At 63.7% G+C, this 23,450-nt stretch carries 20 protein-coding genes; 8 read left to right on the forward strand and 12 right to left on the reverse strand.

Annotated elements, in window-relative coordinates:
- Positions 1-118: 118 nt before the first annotated feature.
- On the reverse strand, positions 119-1,519 hold the full coding sequence (gene lpdA / locus AC2CQI_RS20595) for a dihydrolipoyl dehydrogenase (protein WP_484577725.1): 1,401 nt from the start codon (positions 1,517-1,519) through the stop codon (positions 119-121).
- A gap of 196 nt (positions 1,520-1,715) precedes the next feature.
- Here lpdA and cfaB point away from each other — a divergent pair, with 196 nt between their 5' ends.
- Entirely contained in the window at positions 1,716-2,897 is a 1,182-nt protein-coding gene (gene cfaB / locus AC2CQI_RS20600; RefSeq protein ID WP_075805777.1) for a C17 cyclopropane fatty acid synthase CfaB, read from the forward strand.
- On the opposite strand, the gene cls is transcribed toward cfaB, so the two are convergent.
- Entirely contained in the window at positions 2,898-4,337 is a 1,440-nt protein-coding gene (cls, locus tag AC2CQI_RS20605; protein WP_484577726.1) for a cardiolipin synthase, read from the reverse strand.
- Between the two features lie 130 nt (positions 4,338-4,467).
- Here cls and AC2CQI_RS20610 point away from each other — a divergent pair, with 130 nt between their 5' ends.
- Positions 4,468-4,995: a DUF3617 domain-containing protein gene (locus AC2CQI_RS20610; RefSeq protein ID WP_484577727.1), complete on the forward strand. Its 528-nt coding sequence runs from the start codon at positions 4,468-4,470 to the stop codon at positions 4,993-4,995.
- Here AC2CQI_RS20610 and AC2CQI_RS20615 read toward each other — a convergent pair.
- The 3 genes from AC2CQI_RS20615 to AC2CQI_RS20625 form a co-directional block, all read right to left on the reverse strand.
- A complete protein-coding gene (locus AC2CQI_RS20615) occupies positions 4,992-5,552 on the reverse strand; it encodes a gamma carbonic anhydrase family protein (RefSeq protein ID WP_075805780.1) in 561 nt (186 codons plus the stop codon). The genes AC2CQI_RS20610 and AC2CQI_RS20615 overlap by 4 nt on opposite strands.
- A 19-nt stretch (positions 5,553-5,571) precedes the next feature.
- Positions 5,572-6,459 carry a GTP cyclohydrolase FolE2 gene (gene folE2 / locus AC2CQI_RS20620; RefSeq protein WP_075805781.1) on the reverse strand — a complete coding sequence of 296 codons (888 nt, stop codon included), beginning with the start codon at positions 6,457-6,459 and terminating at the stop codon, positions 5,572-5,574.
- A gap of 76 nt (positions 6,460-6,535) precedes the next feature.
- Positions 6,536-6,916, reverse strand: coding sequence for a glutamine synthetase (locus tag AC2CQI_RS20625; RefSeq protein WP_075805782.1), 381 nt, complete (start codon positions 6,914-6,916; stop codon positions 6,536-6,538).
- Positions 6,917-7,043: 127 nt separating this feature from the next.
- Here AC2CQI_RS20625 and zigA point away from each other — a divergent pair, with 127 nt between their 5' ends.
- The 3 genes from zigA to AC2CQI_RS20640 are packed head-to-tail and all read left to right on the forward strand — an operon-like array spanning position 7,044 to position 9,912.
- Complete coding sequence (zigA, locus tag AC2CQI_RS20630) at positions 7,044-8,255, forward strand: zinc metallochaperone GTPase ZigA (RefSeq protein ID WP_484577728.1); 1,212 nt, start codon at positions 7,044-7,046, stop codon at positions 8,253-8,255.
- On the forward strand, positions 8,255-8,890 hold the full coding sequence (locus AC2CQI_RS20635) for a DUF1826 domain-containing protein (protein WP_484577729.1): 636 nt from the start codon (positions 8,255-8,257) through the stop codon (positions 8,888-8,890). The genes zigA and AC2CQI_RS20635 overlap by 1 nt, the downstream gene beginning before the upstream one ends.
- Before the next feature lie 44 nt (positions 8,891-8,934).
- Positions 8,935-9,912, forward strand: coding sequence for a CobW family GTP-binding protein (locus AC2CQI_RS20640; protein WP_075805785.1), 978 nt, complete (start codon positions 8,935-8,937; stop codon positions 9,910-9,912).
- Here the strand turns inward: AC2CQI_RS20640 and AC2CQI_RS20645 are convergent.
- Complete coding sequence (locus AC2CQI_RS20645) at positions 9,906-10,298, reverse strand: DUF3301 domain-containing protein (RefSeq protein ID WP_075805786.1); 393 nt, start codon at positions 10,296-10,298, stop codon at positions 9,906-9,908. The genes AC2CQI_RS20640 and AC2CQI_RS20645 overlap by 7 nt on opposite strands.
- A gap of 116 nt (positions 10,299-10,414) precedes the next feature.
- Between AC2CQI_RS20645 and pdxY the strand changes: the two genes are divergently transcribed.
- Positions 10,415-11,281, forward strand: a complete 867-nt coding sequence (pdxY, locus tag AC2CQI_RS20650; RefSeq protein ID WP_075805787.1) for a pyridoxal kinase PdxY — start codon at positions 10,415-10,417, stop codon at positions 11,279-11,281.
- A 119-nt stretch (positions 11,282-11,400) separates the two neighbouring features.
- Here pdxY and AC2CQI_RS20655 read toward each other — a convergent pair whose 3' ends face one another.
- Positions 11,401-11,892 carry an acyl-CoA thioesterase gene (locus AC2CQI_RS20655; protein WP_075805788.1) on the reverse strand — a complete coding sequence of 164 codons (492 nt, stop codon included), beginning with the start codon at positions 11,890-11,892 and terminating at the stop codon, positions 11,401-11,403.
- Positions 11,893-12,210: 318 nt separating this feature from the next.
- Here AC2CQI_RS20655 and AC2CQI_RS20660 point away from each other — a divergent pair, with 318 nt between their 5' ends.
- A complete protein-coding gene (locus AC2CQI_RS20660; protein ID WP_484577730.1) occupies positions 12,211-13,971 on the forward strand; it encodes a cation:proton antiporter in 1,761 nt (586 codons plus the stop codon).
- On the opposite strand, the gene AC2CQI_RS20665 is transcribed toward AC2CQI_RS20660, so the two are convergent.
- The 4 genes from AC2CQI_RS20665 to uvrD form a co-directional block, all read right to left on the reverse strand.
- Positions 13,962-14,780, reverse strand: coding sequence for an alpha/beta hydrolase (locus AC2CQI_RS20665; protein ID WP_484577731.1), 819 nt, complete (start codon positions 14,778-14,780; stop codon positions 13,962-13,964). The two genes, AC2CQI_RS20660 and AC2CQI_RS20665, sit on opposite strands and share 10 nt — an antisense overlap.
- 249 nt (positions 14,781-15,029) lie before the next feature.
- Positions 15,030-15,437, reverse strand: coding sequence for an SMI1/KNR4 family protein (locus AC2CQI_RS20670; protein WP_075805790.1), 408 nt, complete (start codon positions 15,435-15,437; stop codon positions 15,030-15,032).
- Positions 15,438-15,556: 119 nt separating this feature from the next.
- Positions 15,557-16,414: a Tim44 domain-containing protein gene (locus tag AC2CQI_RS20675; protein ID WP_484577732.1), complete on the reverse strand. Its 858-nt coding sequence runs from the start codon at positions 16,412-16,414 to the stop codon at positions 15,557-15,559.
- A 180-nt stretch (positions 16,415-16,594) separates the two neighbouring features.
- Positions 16,595-18,775 carry a DNA helicase II gene (uvrD, locus tag AC2CQI_RS20680; protein WP_075805792.1) on the reverse strand — a complete coding sequence of 727 codons (2,181 nt, stop codon included), beginning with the start codon at positions 18,773-18,775 and terminating at the stop codon, positions 16,595-16,597.
- Between the two features lie 236 nt (positions 18,776-19,011).
- Here uvrD and AC2CQI_RS20685 point away from each other — a divergent pair, with 236 nt between their 5' ends.
- Positions 19,012-21,882, forward strand: coding sequence for a putative bifunctional diguanylate cyclase/phosphodiesterase (locus tag AC2CQI_RS20685; RefSeq protein ID WP_484577733.1), 2,871 nt, complete (start codon positions 19,012-19,014; stop codon positions 21,880-21,882).
- Between the two features lie 114 nt (positions 21,883-21,996).
- Here AC2CQI_RS20685 and zwf read toward each other — a convergent pair whose 3' ends face one another.
- Positions 21,997-23,439, reverse strand: a complete 1,443-nt coding sequence (gene zwf, locus AC2CQI_RS20690; RefSeq protein WP_484577734.1) for a glucose-6-phosphate dehydrogenase — start codon at positions 23,437-23,439, stop codon at positions 21,997-21,999.
- Between the last annotated feature and the right edge of the window lie 11 nt (positions 23,440-23,450).

A 23,450-nucleotide genomic window follows, 5' to 3' on the forward strand; every position in this document is an offset into this window, starting at 1 on the left:
TTTCGGTTGTCAGTACCGGCCTCATCGCTGGCAAGCCAGCTCCCACAGGTTCAGTGTCGCCGCGGACACTGTGTGAGCTGGCTTGCCAGCGATGAGGCCGGTACAGGCAACCGAGCTATCAGATCTGCATCGCCATCCCATCCACATTCATCGCCGCCTGACGCAACGCCTCGGAGCGGGTCGGGTGCGGGTGGCAGATCAGCGCGATATCTTCCGCCGACGCGGAAAACTCCATCGCCACGCAGTATTCACCGATCATCTCGCTGACGCTCGGCCCGACAAGATGCACGCCCAGCACTTCATCGGTGTTGGCATCGGCGATGACCTTGGCGAAGCCTTCGGTCTCGTGGTTGATCTTCGCCCGGCTGTTGGCCAGGAACGGGAACTTGCCGACCTTGTAGGCGCGGCCTTCGGCCTTCAACTGCTCTTCGGTCTTGCCCACGGTGGCCAGCTCCGGCTTGGTGTAGATCACCCCGGGAATCAGGCCATAGTTCACTTCGTGCGGCTTGCCGTGAATCAGCTCGATACAGGCGATGCCTTCGTCCTCGGCCTTGTGCGCCAGCATTGGCCCGGAGGTCACGTCGCCGATCACCCAGATACCCGGCACGCTGGTGCGATGCCCCTTGTTTTCCAGCATGCCGCGCTTGTCGGTTGCCAGCCCGACGCTTTCCAGACCCAGGCCCTGGGTGTACGGACGGCGACCGATGGCAACCAGCACGTAGTCCGCTTGCAGGGTCTGCGCTTCACCACCGGCGGCAGGCTCCAGGGTCAGGCTGACACCGTCGGCCGAAGGCGTGGCCTGGGTCACCTTGCTGCCCAGCTTGAACGCCATGCCCTGCTTGGCCAGGGAGCGCTGCAGGGTCTTGGCGGTTTCTTCGTCGATACCCGGGCAGATACGGTCGAGGTACTCGATCACCGTCACTTCGGCGCCCAGGCGACGCCACACCGAACCCAGTTCCAGGCCGATCACGCCCGCACCGATCACCACCAGGTGCTTGGGCACTGCCGGCAGCGACAGGGCGCCGGTGGAGTCGATGATGCGCTGGTTGTCGATGGTCACGCCGGGCAGGGGAGTGGGCTCGGAGCCGGTGGCGATGACGATGTCCTTGGCCTGGTACTCGCTGACATTGCCCTGCTCGTCGCTGACCTTGACCTTGCCGACGCCGTCCAGCTTGCCCCAGCCCTTGATCCAGTCGACCTTGTTCTTGCGGAAGAGGAACTCGATGCCCTTGGTCAGGCCGCTGACGCTCTCGTCCTTCTGCTTCATCATCTGCTGCAGGTTCAGGCTTGGCTTGACCTCGATGCCGAGGTGGCCCAACTCGCCGCTGGCGGCGGCTTCATACAGCTCCGACGCATGCAGCAGCGCCTTTGAGGGCATGCAGCCGACATTCAGGCAGGTGCCGCCGAGGGTCGAACGGCCTTCGATGCAGGCCACGCTCAGGCCCAGCTGGCCGGCGCGAATGGCAGCGTTATAGCCGCCTGGGCCGCCGCCGATGATGATGACGTCGTAGCTTTTCATTGTTGTGCTCCCGGATGGTGAATCGAGTGGCGCCAAGATTAATGGCTCTGGTCTTCGGTTGTATACAATTCAAGGTCCTTTCTGTTTCAGGTTCTACCTGATAGCCCCCGACTATGGTCGCGATAGCCGGAAAGATCCTACGTATGAACTACCCTCATCCGATGACGTCCATCTTATAAATGGGGAGGCTTACTTCATGCTTGCGCAACTCTCGGTTCTGCAAAGCCTGCATCTTCCACTCCGTCTACGCCTGTGGGACGGCCATGAGTTCGATCTGGGCCCGCAACCCCAGGTGACCATCATGCTCAAGGATCCGAGTCTCATTTCTCAGCTGACCCACCCGGGCCTGGATGAGTTGGGCGCGGCCTTTGTCGAAGGAAAGCTGGAACTGGAAGGCACCATGCTCGAGGTGATCCGCCTGTGCGATGAGCTCAGCGAGGCATTGCTCAAGGATGAAGAGGAAGTGCTGCCAGTACGCAGCAAGCATGACAAGGCCACCGACGCGGCGGCGATTTCCTACCACTACGACCTGTCCAACGCGTTCTACCAGCTGTGGCTGGACCGCGACATGGCGTACTCCTGCGCCTACTTCAAGACCCCCGACGACAGCCTCGATCAGGCCCAGCAGAACAAGTTCGACCACCTGTGCCGCAAGCTGCGCCTGCAGCCGGGTGACTACCTGCTGGATGTCGGCTGTGGCTGGGGCGGGCTGGCGCGCTTTGCCGCGCGGGAATACGGCGCCCGGGTATTCGGCATCACCCTGAGCAAGGAACAGCTGGCGCTGGGCCGGGAGCGGGTGGCGGCGGAAGGGCTGGAGAAGCAGGTGGATCTGCAGATTCTCGATTACCGCGACCTGCCCCAGGACGGTCGTTTCGACAAGGTGGTCAGCGTCGGCATGTTCGAGCATGTCGGCCACGCCAACCTCGAGCTGTATAGCCAGCGCCTGTTCGGCGCGGTGCGCGAGGGTGGCCTGGTGATGAACCATGGGATCACCGCCAAGCACACCGATGGTCGCCCCGTCGGCCGTGGTGCCGGCAACTTCATCGAGCAATATGTCTTCCCCCACGGCGAGCTGCCCCACCTGTCGATGATCAGCGGCTTCCTCAGCGAGGCGGGGCTGGAAGTGGTGGATGTGGAAAGCCTACGCCTGCACTACGCCAGGACCCTGAAATTCTGGAGCGACAACCTCGAGGGCAATCTCGACAAGGCCGCCACCATGGTCCCGGAAAAGGCCCTGCGCATCTGGCGCCTGTACCTTGCCGGTTGTTCCTATGCCTTCTCCCGTGGCTGGATCAACCTGCACCAGGTCCTCGCCGTCAAACCCAAGGCCGATGGCAGCCATGACCTGCCGCTGACCCGCGAAGACCTCTATCGCTGATCAGAGGATCGGCGAAATCAGCCGCGCGATACGCATCCCCAGCTGTTGCAGGCGATGCGTATCGCGGCTGTCTTCCGGGGTAATTTCGCGGGACTGCTCGAAGTCGCTGACCAGCATGCTTTCCACGGTGCTGGCGAAGCCTGGGTCGATGGTGACCAGGGTGATCTCGAAGTTGAGGCGGAACGAGCGGTTGTCCAGGTTGGCGCTGCCGATGGCGGCGACATCGTCGTCCACCAGCATGACCTTCTGGTGCAGGAAGCCGGGCTGGTAGCGAAACATGCGTACCCCGGCGCGCACGGCCTCGAAGGCGAACAGGCTGGAGGCGGCATAGACGATGCGGTGGTCCGGGCGCGAAGGGATCAGGATGCGGACGTCCACCCCGCGCATCACCGCCAGGCGCAGCGAGGCGAACACCGCCTCGTCGGGGATGAAGTAAGGGCTGGTGATCCACACCCTGTGCTGTGCCGCCTGGATGGCATCGACGAAAAACAGCGAGCAGGTTTCCTGCGGGTCGGCCGGACCACTGGCCAGGGCCTGACAGAGTACGCCGTTATCCGGGTAGGTTTCCGGGAGGATCAGTGGCGGCAGTTTGCGTGCGGCCCAGTACCAGTCTTCCGCGAAGGACTCCTGCAGACAGGCCAGCACCGGGCCGGTCACCTGCACATGGGTATCCCGCCAGGGTGAAAGGGGTGGCTTGGCGCCCAGGTACTCGTCGCCGACGTTATGCCCGCCGAGAAAACCCTGCACCCCATCCACCACGACGATCTTGCGATGGTTGCGGAAGTTGACCTGGAAGCGGTTGAACCAGCCGCGCTTGGTAGCGAAGGCACGGATCTCCACGCCGCCGTCGCGCAGACCCTGGCTGTAGCGGGCGGGCAGGGCGTGGCTGCCAACGCTATCGTAAAGTACATAGACCTTCACGCCTTCGGCCGCCTTCTTCAGCAGCAGCGCATGCAGCCGGCGACCGAGGTCGTCGTCATGGATGATGAAGAACTGCACCAGCACCGTATCGCGGGCCTGCTCGATGGCCTGGAAGATCGCGTCGAAGGTGGCCTTGCCATTGATGAGCAGGCTGACCCTGTTGTTCGCCAGGCAGGGCATGCGCCCGAGCTTGGGCAGGGCGCGCAGGCCGGCGTAGGCGGGCGAGTTGCTGGCGGCCAGGGCCTCCTCGACCCAGGGCCGCCAGTTGAGGTCGGCCATGGCCACGTGCATCTCCTGGTTGGCCTGGCGCCGCGCCTGGATGTAGGCGTCGAAGGTGCGGCTGCCGAAGACCAGGTAGGGGATCAGGGTCAGGTAGGGAATGAACAGCAGCGACAGCGCCCAGGCGATCGAGCCCTGGGCAGTACGCACGGTGAACACCGCATGCAGCGCGGCGATGGCGCCGATGAAGTGGGTCGCACCAATCAGGTAGGCGAAGAACTGGGGGCTGTGGTAATCCATACACGTCCTGTGACGTCCGCCAATCAGTCGCCTAACAGAGCATGTTCGGGGCTGGTCTTGCAACCCAACCGGCTTTTCGACGTCTAATCCACAGTCCGGCATCGGGCCGGAAATTTTCAGGAGTTATTGGATGAACATTCGTGTATCGGCGCTGGCGCTGCTGCTTGGCCTGTCGAGTCCCCTGGTTCAGGCGCAGATGCTGCAACCGGGCCTGTGGGAACTGACCACCAGCAATATGCAGGTCGATGGCAAACCGCTGCCGGACATGGAGTTCATGCTCGGCCAGTTGAAGAACCTGCCGCCGGAGCAGCGGGCGATGATGGAAGGCGTGCTGGCCAAGCAGGGCATCACCGTGGCCGGCAAGGGCGTGCGCTCGTGCCTGACCCCGGAACAGGTGAAGACCGATGACATCCCACTGCAGGACCCCCAGTCCGGCTGCACCCAGCGCATCACCGACCGCAACGGCAAGACCTGGAACTTCGAGTTCAGTTGCCCCAAGGCCCAGGGCACTGGTCAGGCGCAGTTCCTCAGTGACCGCGAGTTCGTCACCAAGGTGCAGGGCACCTTCAACGCCTCGGGGGTTCAGCAGCAGGGCAGCATGAACACCCGGGCGGTCTGGTTGGGCGCGAACTGCGGCACGGTCAAGCCGCGCACCTAAAACTCGTTCTGCAGCGCCTTGTAGCCCTTCACCAGATCGATGTTGGTATGGGCTACGTCCTCGGAGAACTCCGAGGCGCTGATGCTCACCGGCGGGAACTGGCTCAGGTCGGTGAGCGGGCCGATACGGGTGGTGGAGGGCACGTAGAAGTTTTCCGGCAGGTCGCGGCCATCCACCACCGAGTTGTGCCGGACCACGCTGCCATTGCCGACCACGCAGTTGAACAGCACGCTGTTGAAGCCGATGAACACCCGGTCGCCCACCACGCACGGACCATGCACGATGGAGCGGTGGGCAATGGAGCTGAATTCGCCGATGGTCACCGCGGCACCGGACTTGGAATGGATCACCACGCCGTCCTGGATATTCGAGTTGCAGCCGATGGTTATCGGCTGCATCGAGCCGGTGTCATCCACCTCGTCGGCGCGGATCACCGCATAGGGGCCGACGAACACGTTCTCGCCAATCACCACCTTGCCACAGATGATCGCGGTGTGATCGATGTAGGCGGACTCGGCAATCACCGGCAGGTCGCCGGTCGGGTTCTTGCGGATCATCGAAGGTCTCTCCGTTCGGTTACCAGTTCCACTGGCTTTGGGCGACAGCGTCGTGGGCATGCAGGCTTTCGGCGTGTTCCACACGCAGGCGGAAGCCAGCCACCGCAGGCAGTTGTCGCAATGCCAGGTTCAGGCGCCGCGCGGCGTCTTCGCAGAACATCAGGTTCTGCCCGTTAGCCAGGGCGAACGCCTGTTCATCGGCGCGCTTTACTGCCGTTTGCACGGCAGTGCCCAAGGCGGCTTCGGCCTGATCGATCAATTCCCGAACGGGTAGCTCGTTGCAGTCCTTCTTCAAGCGTATCCGCAGTTTTGCCGTGCTGCGCTGGCTGTGCGGGGTGGCGACGATGCCTTGCGGGCTGCCGAGCCAGCTCAGCACGTCCTCATGGCTCAGGCTGCGGTTGCCGAAGTCAGTGAGGAACTGCTGCTGAATCAATTGCCTGGCGAGCGCGGCGGAGCAGGGGCAGGTCGAGGAATAGACCACGTCGGCGGATAGTTCCACGTGGAACATTTCGTCGGAGAGCTTCGCTTCGATGACCAGCGGATAACGCTTGTGCCCGGATTCGGAGCTGACCAGGGCTGGCCGCTCAAGCTGCACATCGAAGCGCAGGGTCAGGTAGGCGCAGGTGGACAGCCCTTCATGGCTGTCGAGGAACTGCCGCAACACCCGGCGGATCAATGGCACCGACAGCCCTTCGTCCTTGAAGGCTGCCAGCGCCAGGTACAGTCGCGACATATGGATGCCACGTGAACTGCCGTCGGCCAGATCGACACCGGCATCCGCCATGGCCTGGAGATTGAGTTGATCGAGACGGATCGGCAGGGCGATCCCGCACATGCCGACCCAGTCCAGCGGCAAGGATTGCCCGCTGGCCTGGGCGGCGATATCGGGGAGGGTCAGGGCGGTCATGTTGCGAACCATCGGTAAGAAAGTCGCAATACGTTACATTATAACAATTCGAATGCCAGCATTTTTTCCCATCACCTCACTGGCAGCCGTTCAAGCGGTTGCAGCGCAGGCTGAAGCGCTGACCGCTGGAACTGGAGACGCGGTTGAGGGTGGTCCAGCCCACCTTGCGGCTGTAACCCACCCAGATTTCGCCGTCGCTGGCGATGCCGGTATAGAAATTCAGCAGGCCGTAGCGGCTGTTGGTCTGGGCCCAGCGTCGGTCGCTCGGTGCGTCGTAGCCGCGCAGGTAAATGGTGCTGCCCTGGGTCTGTACGCTGTAGTGGCTGCCCTGTCGATCGGCGCAGGCCAGCAGGTTGGCGCTGCGCGTGCAGTTGGCCAGTTCGACGCGGGGCATGGCCTGGACGCTGCCAGCGGCGCACAGCAGGGTTATCCACAGCCCGCGCTTGAATGACTTCATGAACATCTCATCACCCTTGAACCCATGGATGGCGGACAGGCGGTTGGCTAAAGTGCATTGTTATAATATAACATTCGATCAAAGCATCGTTCGAATGCACTTTGCCGCCCTGATGAGGAACCGCGCCATGTCCGATCGTCTTCCCGTAACCGTGCTGTCCGGCTTCCTTGGTGCCGGCAAGAGCACGGTGCTCAATCATGTGCTGCGCAACCGCGACAACCTGCGGGTGGCGGTCATCGTCAACGATATGAGCGTGATCAATATCGACGCCACCGAGGTGCAGCGCAATGTCAGCCTCAACCGCACCGAAGAAAAACTGGTGGAGATGAGCAACGGCTGCATCTGCTGCACCCTGCGCGAAGACCTGCTGGAAGAGGTCGGGCGCCTGGCCGCCGAAGGTCGCTTCGATTACCTGCTGATCGAATCCACCGGTATCGCCGAACCGTTGCCGGTGGCCGAGACCTTCACCTTCCAGGATGACCAGGGCCGCAGCCTCGCCGAGATGGCCCGCCTCGACACCATGGTCACGGTGGTCGATGGCCTGAACTTCCTGCGCGACTATCAAGCCGCGGAAAGTCTCGCCTCCCGTGGTGAAACCCTCGGCGAAGATGACGAGCGCTCGATCAGCGACCTGCTGATCGACCAGGTGGAGTTCGCCGACGTCATTCTCCTGAGCAAGATCGACCTGATCAGCAGCCATGAGCGCGAAGAGCTCTCGGCTATCCTCCGCCGCCTCAACGCCCACGCGCGCATCGTGCCGATGGTGATGGGCCAGGTGGACCTCAAGGAGATCCTCGATACTGGCCTGTTCGATTTCGACCGCGCCGCCAGTGCGCCTGGCTGGCTGCAGGAGCTGCGTGGCGAGCATGTGCCCGAGACCGAGGAATACGGCATCGCCGCCAGCACCTGGCAGGCCCGCCGTCCGCTGCACCCGCAGCGCTTCTTCGACTTTATCCACAGGCCCTGGGAAAACGGGCGGCTGTTGCGTTCCAAGGGCTTCTTCTGGCTGGCCAGCAAATACCAGGAAGCCGGCAGTTGGTCCCAGGCCGGCGGCATGATGCGCCATGGCTTCGCCGGACGCTGGTGGCGCTTCGTGCCCAAGGCGCACTGGCCGCAGGACCCCGAGAGCACCGCGGCGATCCTCAAGCAGTGGGAACCGGAATGCGGTGACTGCCGACAGGAACTGGTGTTTATCGGCCAGCACATCGATGTACCCCGCCTGCACGCGGCGCTGGATGCCTGCCTGCTGAACGATGAAGAAATGGCCCTGGGCGCGGCGAACTGGCTGCGCTTGCCGGATCCGTTCGGGGCCTGGCATGAAGAAGAGGAGGTGGCCTGATGCAATTGGCCGAGTTGCTGGTACCGGTACGCCAGGCCTTCGGCGAAACGCCGGAGGTGCTGACCGAAGCCCTGCAGGACGGGGTCAACCTGGCAGTCTGGCAGCGCCGCTTGCCGGCGCATATCGAGGATTTCGCCCGCTTGCTGCTGTCGCTCGACGAACCGCTGGCCGACGCCCGCACCCTGGAGATCGGCAAGGATGGCGAGGTACCCGCGCTGGACGGGGTCGCCAGTGCCTACGCTGATCTGCTCGGCTACGAAGGCTTTATCGCCGACCTCAGCTGGCTGGTGGGCGCCTACGCCTGCCTGCTCGATGCGCGCCGCGTGGGCTTGCGCCTGCGGGTATTGGAAGGTGCGATGTGCCCGCGCTTCCATGTCGACCATGTGCCGCTGCGCTTGATCACCACCTACGCCGGCCCGGCCAGCGAATGGCTGGAGGAAGGCGTAATCAATCGCCGCCGGCTGGCGCAGGAGGAGGTCGATCCTGAGCATATCCAGCGTCTGGCCTGCGGTGACGTGGCCTTGCTCAAGGGCGAGAAGTGGCTGGGCAACGAGGGCTCGGGTCTGGTGCATCGCTCGCCGTCGCCGGTCAATGGCGAGCGTCGCCTGATCCTGACCCTTGACTGGCTGGTCTGAGTCCGGAGCATAGTGGCAACGATTCCCCGGCCAGACGATGCCCTATGCTGCAGAACATTCCGACCCATCTGATTGCCGGCCCGCTCGGGGCCGGCAAGACCAGCCTGATCCGCCATCTGCTTACCCAGCGTCCAGCCAACGAGCGCTGGGCCGTGCTGATCAATGAATTCGGCCAGATCGGCCTCGACGCGGCCTTGCTCAGTACCGATGACGACGGGGTGAGCATGGGCGAGGTGGCGGGCGGCTGCCTGTGCTGTGTGAATGGCGCGCCGTTTCAGGTTGGCCTGGGCCGCTTGCTGCGCAAGGCGCGGCCGGATCGGCTGTTTATCGAACCTTCCGGTCTCGGGCATCCGGCCCGGTTGCTGGCGCAATTGCAGTCGGCACCGTGGATTGGCGTGTTGGCGGTGCAGCCGGCGGTGCTGGTGCTGGATGCTCAAGCCATGGCGGCGGGCGTCGAGCTACCGGAGGCCCAGCGCCAGGCACTACCCGACGCGGGTTTGCTGGTTATGAACAAGGCTTCCACTGTGGATGATGAGAAGCGCCTGTGGATAACCTCGCAACTGCCGAACGTGCCGCTGTGCTGGGTCGATCAGGGCCGGATTTCCCTGTCTGAATTGCCAACGGGCGACCCCATGGTCATCGGAAAACCACCTGTGGATAACCTGATTCCCGACGGAAAAGCCCCCCTTTCGGCCCTGTGGACAGATCCGCAACTGCCCTTGTGCAGTTATCAACAGGCGGTGGAAGGCTGGAGCATTGGCTGGCGCTTTCATCCACAGCAACGCCTCGACGGCGCGCTGTTGCAGGCATTCCTTGAAGGATTGGACTGGCGCCGGGCCAAGATGGTTATCCACAGCGCACAAGGCTGGCGCTCGGCCAATGCCGTGACGGGGCAGGCGCTGGCCTGGGAGGACAGTGCCTGGCGGCGGGATTCGCGCATCGAGCTGATTTTCGACAACGCCCAGGATCATGCGGCCCTGGAGCAGGGGATTCTGGCCTGCCGCATGCCTGTGGATCACTGACGCCAGCGGTTGTGCTCCTGGCGCCATTGCTTCATCTCGATCACGTTGTCGCCGTGCACCGGCGTCTTGATCTCGAACGGGTAGGGCGCCAGCTCGATCTGCACGCTGTGGGCGCCGAACTGGGTGACCGTGCCCGGGTGGCGTTGCTCGCCGGTCACGGTGAATTCGAAGTTGTAGATCCGCGCCAGGCGCTTGCGGCCGTTGGCGTCGCGCACGAAGGCGATCTTCTTCAGCGCCACGGCCCCGTCGAGCAATTCGAGGTCGAGCTTGGCGCAATGCTGCTTGACCCGGTCCAGGGCCTTTTCCCGCAATCCGTGGTTGTGCCACAGCCAGGCGCCCGCCGTGGCCAGGACCATCAACACCAGGATGTTTTCGAGGGTAACCATCTACACGTGCTCCAACGAGGTGTGCCAGCTTAACTGCCACCCCGGTCTGTCGTACAGGTGGCATTTGGCGCCATACTGCGCGCCTTGTTTGTCATTCATTGGTTTGGACGTCCCGCATGAAACGCACACCGCACCTGCTTGCGATCCAGTCTCACGTCGTGTTTGGCCACGCCGGCAACAGCGCCGCAGTGTTCCCGATGCAGCGGGTCGGGGTGAATGTCTGGCCACTCAATACCGTGCAGTTCTCCAACCACACTCAGTATGGCCAGTGGAGTGGCGAAGTGCTTGCTCCGGCGCAAATTCCCGCGTTGGTGGAAGGGATTAGCAATATCGGTGAGTTGGGCAATTGCGACGCAGTTCTGTCTGGCTATCTCGGCAGTGCCGAGCAGGGTCGGGCGATCCTCAGCGTGGTGCAGCGGATCAAGCAGGCCAACCCGCGGGCGCTGTACCTGTGCGACCCGGTGATGGGGCACCCGGAGAAGGGCTGCATCGTGCCGGCGGAGGTCAGCGAGTTCCTGCTGGAAGAAGCGGTGGCGGCGGCGGATCTGCTGTGTCCGAACCAGCTGGAGCTGGACAGCTTTGCCGGGCGGCGCGCGCAGTCACTGGAAGAGTGCGTGGGCATGGCCCGGGAGTTGCTGGTACGCGGGCCGAAGATGGTGCTGGTGAAGCACCTGGCCTATGCCGGGAAGAATCCCGAGGACTTCGAGATGCTGCTGGTGACTGCCGAAGGGAGTTGGCACCTGCAGCGGCCACTGCTGGCGTTTCCGCGTCAGCCGGTTGGCGTAGGTGACCTGACTGCCGGGCTGTTCCTGGCGCGCTTGCTGCTCGGGGATGAGCCGGTGGCGGCCTTTGAATTCACCGCGGCGGCGGTGCATGAAGTGCTGCTGGAAACCCAGGCCTGCGGTAGCTATGAGCTGGAAGTGGTGCGGTCGCAGGACCGCATCGTGCATCCGCGGTTGCGCTTCGAAGCACACAAACTCTAGGCCCCACGCAACCCTTGTGGGAGCTGGCTTGCCAGCGATTTGGCCAGACCTGACAACATCATTGCTAGGGCCGGCCTCATCGCTGGCAAGCCAGCTCCCACAGGGATCGTGTTCAGCTGTTAGATCGTGTCGGTCTCGGTCTTCAGTTCCTGGTAGCGCTTCTCCAGCTCCTGGCGGATCAACCGGCGCTGCTTGCCCTGCAGGAAGCGGCGCTTCTCTTCGCTGGTCAGCGGCTGGCGCGGCGGTACCGGCACCGGTTTGCGATCGTCATCCACCGCCACCATGGTGAAGAAGCAGCTGTTGCTGTGGCGCACCGAGCGCTCGCGGATGTTTTCGGTCACCACCTTGATGCCCACCTCCATCGAGGTATTGCCGGTGTAGTTGACCGACGCCAGGAAGGTCACCAGCTCGCCGACATGCACCGGCTCGCGGAATACCACCTGGTCCACCGACAGGGTCACCACATAGCGACCGGCATAGCGGCTGGCGCAGGCATAAGCCACTTCATCGAGGTACTTGAGCAAGGTGCCGCCGTGGACATTGCCGGAGAAGTTGGCCATGTCCGGGGTCATCAGGACGGTCATCGACAGCTGGGCGTTTCCGGGTTCCATAGTGTGCTCACGGTGAGATTGCGCTGAGGCGGGGCGGCGCGGTGCTCGCGCTTCTTCCCCATGGGAATTGCCATCTTGAAACGGGACGCTGACAGCCTGGCGGTGGTCACGTCATTCATGCCATTCGCGGCAAGGAAAGTGCCGATCTGTTTCTGCATATTGCACGGCCATTTTGCGCCGGGTGTCGATGTTAACCTGCGGAAGCGGCCCTGCAATGAGGCCGTTTCCTACATTTAACTCAGAAATTTCCGCAGCCTCATCAGACCTGACGGTCGGGCTGCGCCTTGGTCTTCGTCGTGGAGTAAGGAGCGTCCCGCCGTGCATGCCATCAGCTTTATCCAGGATCTGGCGGTGATCATGCTGGTTGCCGGTGTGGTCACCATTCTGTTCCACCGCCTCAAGCAGCCCGTGGTGCTCGGCTATATCGTCGCCGGCTTCATCATCGGCCCGCACACCCCGCCATTCGGCCTGATCCACGACGAAGACACGATCAAGACCCTCGCCGAACTCGGGGTGATCTTCCTGATGTTCTGCCTGGGCCTGGAATTCAGCCTCGGCAAGCTGTTCAAGGTGGGAGCGACGGCGTTTATCGCGGCGTTCCTGGAAATCGTCCTGATGATCTGGATCGGTTTCGAGATCGGCCGCTGGTTCGGCTGGAGCACCATGGACTCGCTGTTCCTCGGGGCGATCCTGGCGATTTCCTCGACCACCATCATCGTCAAGGCGCTCAATGACCTGAAGATGAAGAACGAGCGCTTCGCCCAACTGATCTTCGGCGTGCTGATCGTCGAGGACATCCTCGGTATCGGCATCATCGCCTTGCTCTCGGGTATCGCCGTCAGCGGCACGGTCAGCTCCGGCGAGGTGTTCTCAACGGTCGGCAAGCTGTCGCTATTCATGATCGTTGCGCTGGTGGTGGGCATCCTCCTGGTACCGCGCTTGCTGGCCTATGTCGCCAAATTCGAAAGCAACGAGATGCTGCTGATCACCGTGCTGGGCCTGTGCTTCGGCTTCTGCCTGCTGGTGGTCAAGCTGGAATACAGCATGGTGCTGGGCGCCTTCCTGATCGGTGCGATCATGGCCGAGTCGCGCCAGTTGATGAAGATCGAGCGGTTGATCGAGCCGGTGCGGGACATGTTCAGCGCGATCTTCTTCGTCGCCATCGGCCTGATGATCGACCCGAACGTGCTGGTGGAGTACATCTGGCCGATCGTGGTGATCACCATCGCCGTGGTGCTGGGCAAGATGCTCTCCTGCGGCATGGGTGCCTTTATCGCCGGCAACGACGGACGCACCTCGCTGCGGGTCGGGATGGGCCTTTCGCAGATCGGCGAATTCTCCTTCATCATCGCCGCCCTGGGCATGACCCTGCAGGTCACCAGCGACTTCCTCTATCCGGTGGCCGTGGCTGTTTCCGCTATCACCACCTTGCTCACCCCGTACCTGATCCGCGCTGCCGACCCGCTGTCGCTGAAGCTGGCGAAGGTGGTGCCGAGCCGCCTGTCGCGGGTGCTGTCGCTGTACGGTGAGTGGCTGCGCAGCATCCAGCCCCAGGGTGAGGGCGCGATGCTGGCGTCGATGATCCGGCGCATCCTCCTGCAGGTCGGGGTCAACCTGGCGCTGGTGGTGGCGATCTTCTTTAGCGGTGGTTACTTCGCCACGCAGATCGGTGCCTACCTGAGTGACTGGATCGCCGATGTCGGCCAGCAGAAGGCGCTGATCTGGGGCGTGGCGCTGCTGCTCTCGCTGCCGTTCCTGATCGCCGCGTACCGCAAGCTCAAGGCGCTGTCGATGCTGCTGGCGGAGATGGGGGTCAAGCCGGAGATGGCCGGGCGGCATACCCAGAGGGTCCGCCGGGTAATCGCCGAGGTGATTCCGCTGATCTCGCTGCTGGTGATCTTCCTGCTGCTCTCGGCGCTGTCGGCGAGCATCCTGCCTACCAGCGAGCTGCTGTTGCTGATCGCGGTGGTGGCGGCGGGCGTGGTGGCGCTGCTATGGCGCTGGTTTATCCGGGTGCACACCAAGATGCAGATCGCCTTGCTGGAAACCCTGGAGAACCAGAAGGAACATCACCACTGAGGGGTGCAGTTCAGGGGCTTGTGGCGCCACTGCGCCCAGGCCTCGATCCAGCCATCGGCGTGGTCGACGCCCGGTAGCCGGACCACCTCCACGCAATCCGCCGGGCCGAGGCTGCGGCGGTAGTGCTGGTAGAGGATGGGCGGTACGGTGCGGTCTTCGTAACCGATGAAATGCCGCTGGGCCACATGGCGCAGGCGCTCGGCGCGGTCCAGGGGTTCCAGCGAGCCGTTCAGTGGCGTGAGTTTCAGCGACTGCGTCCATTGCCGGGGGCTGAGGTTGCCGGCCAGGGTCTGGACCACGGCGACATCGTTGCGCTGCGCGGCCAACAGCAGGGCCAGGGCGGCGCCACCGGAATAGCCGATCAGTTCGAAATCCCGATTGCCGTATTGCTTGCGGATCTGGTTCAGCGCCTGGTCGAGGCTGTCGAGTGCGGCCTGGCCGAAGCGCTGGTCGGTCCAGACCTGTGGGTTGCAGGCCGGGGCACTGACGAACTGGCAGGGGCGGGCGAGGTAGACACTGGGCTGCGGGTCGGTCACGGCCAGGCGGGCCATCAGCAGGGTGCGCGGGCTTGGGTCCAGGCTCGGTTGCGACGCGGTGGCCCAGGCGTGGCCGTCGCCTTCCAGGTAGACGCGCAGGCGGGCGCTGGTGGGTTTGACCGACGGTGCGCTTATCGCCAGAGGAAAAGGCCGGGTGGGCTGGATGCTGACCTGGTGGGCGTTCTGGCTGCTGAGTTGCTCGAGCTGGGTCATGGGGGACTGGCAGCCAGAGAGCAGGAGCAGGGCGAGGGGCAGGAGATATCGGTGTGACATCAAGCTCTCTTGGGGCCGCTTTGCGGCCCTTCGCGGGCAAGCCACGCTCCTACGGGTGTACGCCAGACTCCTGTGTAGGAGCGTGGCTTGCCCGCGAAGGAGCGCGAAGCGGTCCCAGAAATAGGCTTCATGTGCGTGCAGGACGAATGTCCGAGGGGATGGAGCGGTTACGACCCGCCACGCACAGGAAGGCGTGGCGATTCTACGAATATTGATGGCTCTAGGCCATTATTTTCAAACAGAAATGATTCAGCTTTCCAGCCAGACATCCCGCGCCCAGTGCCAGACCGACTCCCAGCTTTCCTCGGTGACGATCTCTTCTTCGCCGGACCACAGCACCACGGTGCCATCTTCCTCGACGCAGTAATAGTCATCGCCGTCCTGGCACAGCGGGATCAGGTCGCGCGGTACACCGGCGTCCCAGGCATTGGCCGCCACTTCCGGCAGGTAGGTGTGGGATTGCGGGTCGGTGACGGTGACCGGCTCGAGGCTGCCGTAGACCACGTCGCTGACGGTGAGGAGGAATTCCTTGAAGACGAACGGGATGTTGATGAACAACTGCTCTTCGATCTCTACCAGGGTGTCCTCGTCCGGCAGTTCGAGCGGTACCGGTACCGGCTCGTTGGCTTCACGCAGCTGTTCAATGACTTCTTCCACGGTACGCGTCCTCTCTGTCCTGGCCTTGTGCAAACGTTGCGCGTTATACCCTAGTAGGACGCTGCGCTAAAAGCAAAACCCCGGGCAAGCCCGGGGTTTTTTCTGCAAACGCCTCAAGATCAGCCGTTCTGGCGGATCCCCGCGACCAGCCAAGGCTGGTTCTCGCCCTGGGCGCGTTCCATGTTCCAGCTTTCGCTGAACACTTCGCCCTGGTCGAAACGGGAGGTCTTCGACACACCGCTGAAGGTCAGGGTGGCGATGGTCTTGTCGTGGCGATCGTCGACACCTTCCAGTTGCACATCGAGGTTGTCGATGTAGGTGGACTGGAAGCCATCACCCAGATCGGCGCGCTCACGCTTGAGGAACTCGAGCAGTTGCGGGGTCACGAACTCGGCGATCTTGTCCATTTCGTTGGCATCCCAGTGCTGCTGCAGCGTCTGGAAGTGGTTGCGTGCGGCAGACAGGAAGCTCTGCTCGTTGAACCAGGCCGGCGCGTTGATCACCGGGCGGGCAGCAGCTGCAGGCGCGGCGGAACCACCGAAGATCGACGGCTGGGCAGGCTGCTCGTGCACTTCACGCTGGTAGGCCGGGTGGCCAGCGGCAGCCATTTGCGGCTGCTGCTGCTTGCGACGGCGGGCGGCGATGAAGCGGAAGGCCAGGAAGGCGATCAGCGCCATGATCAGGATGTCGAAGATCTGCATGCCTTCGAAGCCATCACCCATCAGCATCGAGGCCAGCAGGCCACCGGCAGCGATGCCGGCCAGTGGGCCGAGCCACTTCGAGGCGCCGCTGGCTGCAGCTGGGGCACGGCCCGGCGCAGTCGGGGTGGCGGCAGGGTTGGCAGGCGTAGCCTGACGGGTCTGGTGCGTCGGAGCGGCGCCCGAACTCTTGCCGCCGCCGAAGCGCTTGGCGTTGGCGTCGAGGCTCATGGTGAGACCGATGCACAGCGCCAGGGCGATGCTGAGAAAACGTTGCATAGAAGGGTATTCCCATTTGTGGATTACACGCGCGCCATGTTGCACAAGTTCTGGAACCCATGACAGCGACAAGATGTTTCTAGCTTTTGCCTGAAGTTTCTGACGGCCTATGTATCGGGCTGTAGGCCTTTCCTTCAGGGGATGAAGGAAAGGCCTGCACCGATGGTCGGAATCGACCTTTTAGAGGGCTTCGAGCTTGGCGTACCCGAGCATCAGCCACTTGCTGCCCTCGGAGAAATTCACCTGGACCCGGGCCTGGGCGCCGGAGCCTTCGAAGTTGAGGATCACGCCCTCGCCGAACACCGCATGCTGGACCCGCTGCCCCAGGTTGAAGGCGGTCTGCGGGATGTTGGCATCGGCGAACAGGCTGTTGACGCTCTGCTTGGCCCCGGCGAAGGGCCGGCTGACGCTGTTGGACAGGCGCACTTCATGCACCAGCCCGGCCGGAATTTCGCGAACGAAGCGCGACACCTTGTTATAGGTCTCGCTGCCGTACAGGCGGCGGGTTTCCGCGTAGGTCATGACCAACTGCTGCATGGCCCGGGTCACGCCGACGTAGGCCAGGCGGCGTTCCTCTTCGAGACGGCCGGGTTCTTCCAGGCTCATCTTGTGCGGGAACAGGCCCTCTTCCATGCCTACGAGGAACACGTAGGGGAATTCCAGGCCCTTGGCGCTGTGCAGGGTCATCAGCTGGATGCTGTCCTCATGCTCGTCAGCCTGGGCATCGCCGGCTTCCAGCGAGGCATGGCCGAGGAAGGCCGACAGCGCGGACAGCTCGCCGTCTTCCTCGCTCGGCTCGAAGTTGCGTGCGGCGCTGACCAGTTCCTCAAGGTTTTCTACCCGTGCCTGGCCCTTTTCGCCTTTCTCTTCCTGGTGATAGGCGATCAGCCCGGACTGCTCGATGACGGTCTGGGTCATCAGGTGCAGCGGCATGTCGAGGACCTTGGCCGACAGGTTGTCGAGCAGCTCGATGAACGCACCCAGCGCGCTGGCGGCGCGGCCCTTGAGGGCCTTGTTGGCCAGCAACTGGAGCAGGGCTTCCCACATCGACAGCTGGGAATGCCGCGCATGCTCGCGGATGGTCTCGACGGTCTTCTCGCCGATGCCACGCGGCGGTACGTTGATCACCCGCTCCAGCGCCGCGTCGTTGCCGCGGCCTTCGAGCAGGCGCAGGTAGGCCATGGCGTTCTTGATCTCGGCGCGTTCGAAGAAGCGCTGGCCGCCATAGATGCGGTACGGAATGCGCTCGCGCAGCAGGGCTTCTTCAAGCACCCGCGACTGGGCGTTGGAGCGATACAGGATGGCGATATCGCTGCGCGCCAGGCCGGTCTTCAGCGCGCTTTCGATGGTTTCCACCACGTAGCGGGCTTCGTCGTGTTCGTTGAAGGCGGCGTAGAGGTTCAGCGGCTCGCCGTCGCCGCCTTCGGTCCACAGTTCCTTGCCCAGGCGCCCGCTGTTGTTGGCGATCAGGGCGTTGGCGGCCTTGAGGATGCCGGCGGTGGAGCGGTAGTTCTGTTCCAGGCGGATCACTTCGGCGTCGGGGAAGTCGCTGGAGAACTGCTGGATGTTCTCGATTCGCGCACCGCGCCAGCCGTAGATCGACTGGTCGTCGTCGCCCACCACCATCAGGCTGTCGCCACCCTGCGCCAGCAGGCGCAGCCAGGCGTACTGCACGGCGTTGGTGTCCTGGAACTCGTCCACCAGCAGGTGGCGGAAACGCCGCGAATAATGCTGCAGCAGGCCCGGATGGTCGCGCCACAGGTCCAGGGCGCGCAGCAGCAGTTCGGAGAAGTCGATGACGCCGGCACGCTGGCAGGCGGCTTCATAGGCTTCATAAATGCTGCGCATGGTGCCGAGGAACAGGTCGCCGTTGACCTGGATGTGCTGCGGGCGCAGGCCCTCGTCCTTCTGCCCGTTGATGAACCACTGCGCCTGGCGCACCGGCCAGCGCTGCTCGTCGAGCCCGAGGTCGCGGATCACCCGCTTGACCAGGCGGGCCTGGTCGTCGCCGTCGAGGATCTGGAAGTTCTGGTTCAGCCCGGCTTCCTGCCAATGCGCACGCAGCAGGCGGTGCGCCAGGCCGTGGAAGGTGCCCACCCACATGCCCGCCGGGCTGATGCCCAGCAGTTGCTCGATGCGGTGGCGCATCTCGGCGGCGGCCTTGTTGGTGAAGGTCACCGACAGGATCGAGTGCGGCGACGCCTGCTCGACCTGGATCAACCAGGCGATGCGGTGCACCAGCACGCGGGTCTTGCCGGAGCCGGCACCGGCCAGGACCAACTGACGCCCGACCGGCGCGGCTACCGCCTGGCGCTGGGCATCGTTGAGGGAATTCAAAAGGAGAGAGAGGTCATCATGCATCCGCCCATTCTATGGGGGCAACGGATGCCTGGGCAAACCCGCTCGGAAAAAAGACCGGCCGGCGCGACCGCCCGGTCATCGGCTGCAGCCCTTGGCCCGCGTGCTTGAGCGGTCGCCTTGTACCAAGGGAGGAGAATTCGGGGGTGCGAATTTATGACACAGAGCAGTTTGGCACCGGGCGTTGCTTGTGTATGCTCCGTGCACGTTTGTGGCTAACCATTACAAGAACACTGCCCATGACACTCGCATCCGGCCCCGTCGGAGTGCCAATCGAGGCACGCCGCAGCATTCGCAAGCAATTTGCCACACAGCTGGCGGTTGAGCGTACCCGCCTGTTGTACCAAGGCTCGCTGCTGCCTACCTTGTTCATGCTGTTGAACGGCCTGGTCTGTGCCTGGCTGCTGTGGAGCCCGCAGCGCTATCTGCTGGTCAGCGTCTGGGTGGTGTGGCTGATGGCGTTGGTCTCGCTGCGGGTGATCCAGGTCGCGGCCTTCGACGCGGCGATGCCCGATCGACAGGCCAGGCCGCACTGGCGGCGCATGTTCCTGCTGGGCTCGGCGTTCAGCGGGCTGACTCTGGCCAGTGCGGCGATTGCCCTGGTCCCTGTGGATAACTTCGTGCAGCAGGCCTGGGTCTTTGGCCTGCTCGGTGCCGCCGCGCTCTCTGCCAGCGTGGCCTATGCCGTGAGTCTTCCGGCCTTCCTCAGCTTTGTCCTGCCGTGCCTGCTGCCGCCGATCGGCTTTCTGTTCTGGAGCGGTGATGAACAGCAACAGGGCTGGGGCCTGCTTGGCCTCCTATTGCTGGGCGCCTTGCTGGTGGTGGCCTGGCAGGTCAACCGGCTGATCGAGAACAGCCTGCTGCGGCGCTTCCAGAACCAGGCGCTGATCGAGCACCTGCAGGCTGCCCATGCCCGCAGCGAACAGTTGAACAAGGCGCTGGGCGCAGAGGTCGAGCAGCGTCGTGGCGCCGAGGAACAGCTGCGCGAAGCCCAGGCCGGGCTGGAAACCCGGGTTGCCCAGCGCAGCGTCGAGCTGGATGTCGCCAACCAGGCCCTGAGCAAGAGCGAGCAGCGCCTGGCCCTGGCCCTGGAGGCCAGCGAGCTGGGCCTGTGGGACTGGAACCTGCAAACCGACGAAGTCCACCATACCCAGTTGCGCGAGCTGTTCGGCCTCAACCCGGATGCGGTCAAGGCCATGCTCGTGCACCTCAAGCCGCGCCTGCACCCGGACGATGTCCCGGCGCTCAAGCGCACCCTGGTCGAGCACCTCAAGGGCCGGACCGAGGACTACCGCATCGAATACCGTTTCCGCCACAACAACGGCCACTGGTGCTGGATCGAGGACCGCGGCCGCGCCGTGGAACGCGACGAGCAGGGCCGGGTGGTGCGGATGATCGGGACCCGCCGCGATATCAGCGCGCGCCGTGCCCAGGAGGAACAGCAGCGCCTGGCGGCGACGGTGTTCGAGGCGGCCAGCGAAGGCATCGCCATTCTCGGTCCCGGCTATGAACTGCTCGCCTTGAACCAGGCCTTCTGCCGCATGACCGGCTACGGCCGCGACGAGTTGCTTGGCCGTAATGCCCTTGAATTGCCGTGCAGCCTGGATGCGCGGCGGCATTACGGGGCCATCGACCAGGCGTTGGAGCAGAACGGTCGCTGGCAGGGTGAGCTGGTCGAGGCGCGCAAGGACGGGACACTTTATCCACAGTGGTTGCAGCTCAACGGCGTGTTCGACGCCCGCGGCAAGATCAGCAATGTGGTGGGTTTCTTCAGCGATCTGTCGGAGCGTCGCGAATCCGAGGAGCGCCTGCGCTACCTTGCCCATTACGACGAACTGACCGGCCTGGCCAACCGCGCCCTGTTCCGCCTGCGCCTGCTCGAGGCCGGCCAGCGCCTGCGCACCAGCGGGCGCAGCCTGGCGCTGATGCACATCGACCTCGACCGCTTCAAGCTGCTCAACGACAGCCTCGGCCATGAAGTCGCCGACCAGTTGCTCAGGCAGATCGCCATGCGCGTCGGCAATGCCATGCCCGAGGCGGACACCGTGGCGCGGCTGTCCGGCGACGAGTTCGTGGTGCTCTTCGATGGCTACAGCAACCTGTCCAGCCTGGTCCGGGTGGCGACGCGCCTGCTGGAGAAGCTGCGGGTGCCGGTGCGCTTCGACAACCACGAACTGGTGATCAGCGCTTCGGTGGGCATCGCCTTGCTCTCGGACCTGAGTGTCGACCTCAATGTGCTGGTCAACCAGGCCAACATGGCCATGCAGCACGCCAAGCACCTGGGCGGCGACAACTTCCAGTTCTATACCGAGAGCCTGCAGGCCAGCACCCTTGATCGCCTGCAACTGGAAAACCAGCTACGCAAGGCCATCGACGAGGGGCAACTGGAGGTCTACTACCAACCCAAGGTGTGCCTGGCCACAGGGCGCATGGATGCTGCCGAGGCGCTGGTGCGCTGGAACCATCCGACCATGGGCATGGTGCCGCCGGGGGACTTTATCGGGCTGGCGGAAGAGACCGGGCTGATCGCACCCATGGGCGAATTCGTCCTGCGCCAGGCCTGCTGGCAAGCGTGCGAATGGCAGCGCCAGGGGCTGGAGCCGATCCGCGTGTCGGTGAACCTGTCGGTCTACCAGCTACGCCAGGGCAAGCTGGTCAGCCTGGTGCGCCAGGTCCTGGAGGAAAGCGGGCTGGCGCCGCACCTGCTGGAGCTGGAACTGACCGAAAGCCAGTTGCTGGACAGCGTCGAGCGCATCATCGCGACCTTCAAGCAACTGCATGAGCTGGGGGTGAAGCTGGCGATCGACGACTTCGGCACCGGTTATTCCTCGCTCAGTTATCTGAAACGCCTGCCAGTGGACTACGTGAAGATCGACCAGGCCTTTATCCGCGGTCTGAAGGAAGGCAGCGAGGATGCCGCGATTACCCGCGCGATCATCATCATGGCCCACAGCCTGGATTTGATGGTGGTCGCCGAAGGGGTGGAGACCGAGGATCAGTTGCGCTTCCTGCGCGAGCAGGACTGCGATGAAGTTCAGGGTTACCTGATCAGCCGGCCGGTGCAGGCGGATGCACTGGCACGGCTGTTAAGTCAGCAGACTGTCTGGTAGGCCCATTGGGGCCGCTTTGCGGCCCTTCGCGAGCAAGCTCGCTCCCACAGGTTTCGAGCAATCCCTTGTGGGAGCGAGCTTGCTCGCGAAGGGCTGCGAAGCAGCCCCAGAACCCTAACCGTGCCATTCCCTGCCATGCCGGGCCAACAGGCTATGGGCCTGTTCCGGCCCATTGGTGCCGGCATGGTAGGGCCGCGGGGTCTGGAAGTGTTCCAGCCAGCCATTGAGGATCGGGTCGATCCAGGCCCAGGCCGCTTCCACCTCGTCGCGGCGCATGAACAGCGTCGAGTCGCCATCCAGCACATCCAGCAGCAGGCGTTCGTAGGCGTCCCAGCGGCGGGTCTGGCCGAAGACCTGGGCGAGGTTGAGGTTGAGCTCCACCGGCTCCAGGCGCATGCCCTTGCCCGGGGTCTTGGTCATCATCTGCAGGCTGATGCGTTCGTCGGGCTGTAGCTGGATCAGCAACTGGTTGGCCCGGTCGCCCTCGAACAGGCGGTGCGGCACCGGCTTGAACTGGATGACGATCTGCGACGAACGCTTGGCCAGGCGCTTGCCGGTGCGCAGGTAGAACGGCACGCCGGCCCAGCGCCAGTTGTTGATATGGGCTTCGACGGCGACGAAGGTCTCGGTGTCGCTGTCGTTGTCCACATCCTTCTCGAAGTAGTAGGCCGGCACTTCCTGGCCGCCGATCTTGCCGGCGCTGTACTGGCCGCGCACGGTCTTGTCCTGCACGTCCTGGTCGGTGATCGGCTTGAGGGCGCGGAGGATCTTCACCTTCTCGTCACGCACAGCCTCGGCATCGAACTGCGCCGGCGGCTCCATGGCCACCAGGCAGAGCAGTTGCAGCAGGTGGTTCTGCAGCATGTCGCGGGTGGCGCCGGCGCGGTCGTAGTAGGCGCCGCGGTTCTCGACACCGAGGGTCTCGCACACGCTGATCTGCACATGGTCGATCTGGCTGGCGCGCCACACCGGTTCCAGCAGGGCATTGGCGAAGCGCAGGGCCATGAGGTTCTGCACGGTTTCCTTGCCCAGGTAGTGGTCGATGCGGAACACCTGGGATTCCTCGAACACTGCGCCAATGGCGCTGTTGATCGCGGTGGCGGACTCCAGGGAGTGGCCGATGGGTTTTTCCAGGACGATGCGCGATTCGCCGTCCACCAGCCCGGCGATGTTCAGGTGGGTGACGATGGGCACGAACAGGTTGGGCGCCGTCGCCAGGTAGTAGATCCGCGCCAGCCCTCCAGGCTCGCCGAGAAAGTGCGACAGGCGGCCGAAATCGGCGCTCTGCGAGGCGTCCATGGAGAAGTAGTCGAGGCGGGTGGAGAAGCGGTCCCAGGTGTCGTCGTCGAAATCGTTGCGGGCGATCTGGGCGCGGCAGCGGCGCTCTGCAAGCTTTTGAAAACTATTGCGCGGCATCGGGCTGCGGGCCAGGGCGACAATGCGCACCGCCGGGTGCAGGCGACCCTCGCGAAACAGGTGGTAGAGCGCCGGAAGCAGTTTATGCAGGGCCAGATCACCGGTGCCGCCGAAGACCAGAATGTCACAAGGAATAGTCAAACCCACCACAC

Source organism: Pseudomonas sp. P2S-1 (assembly GCF_057197725.1).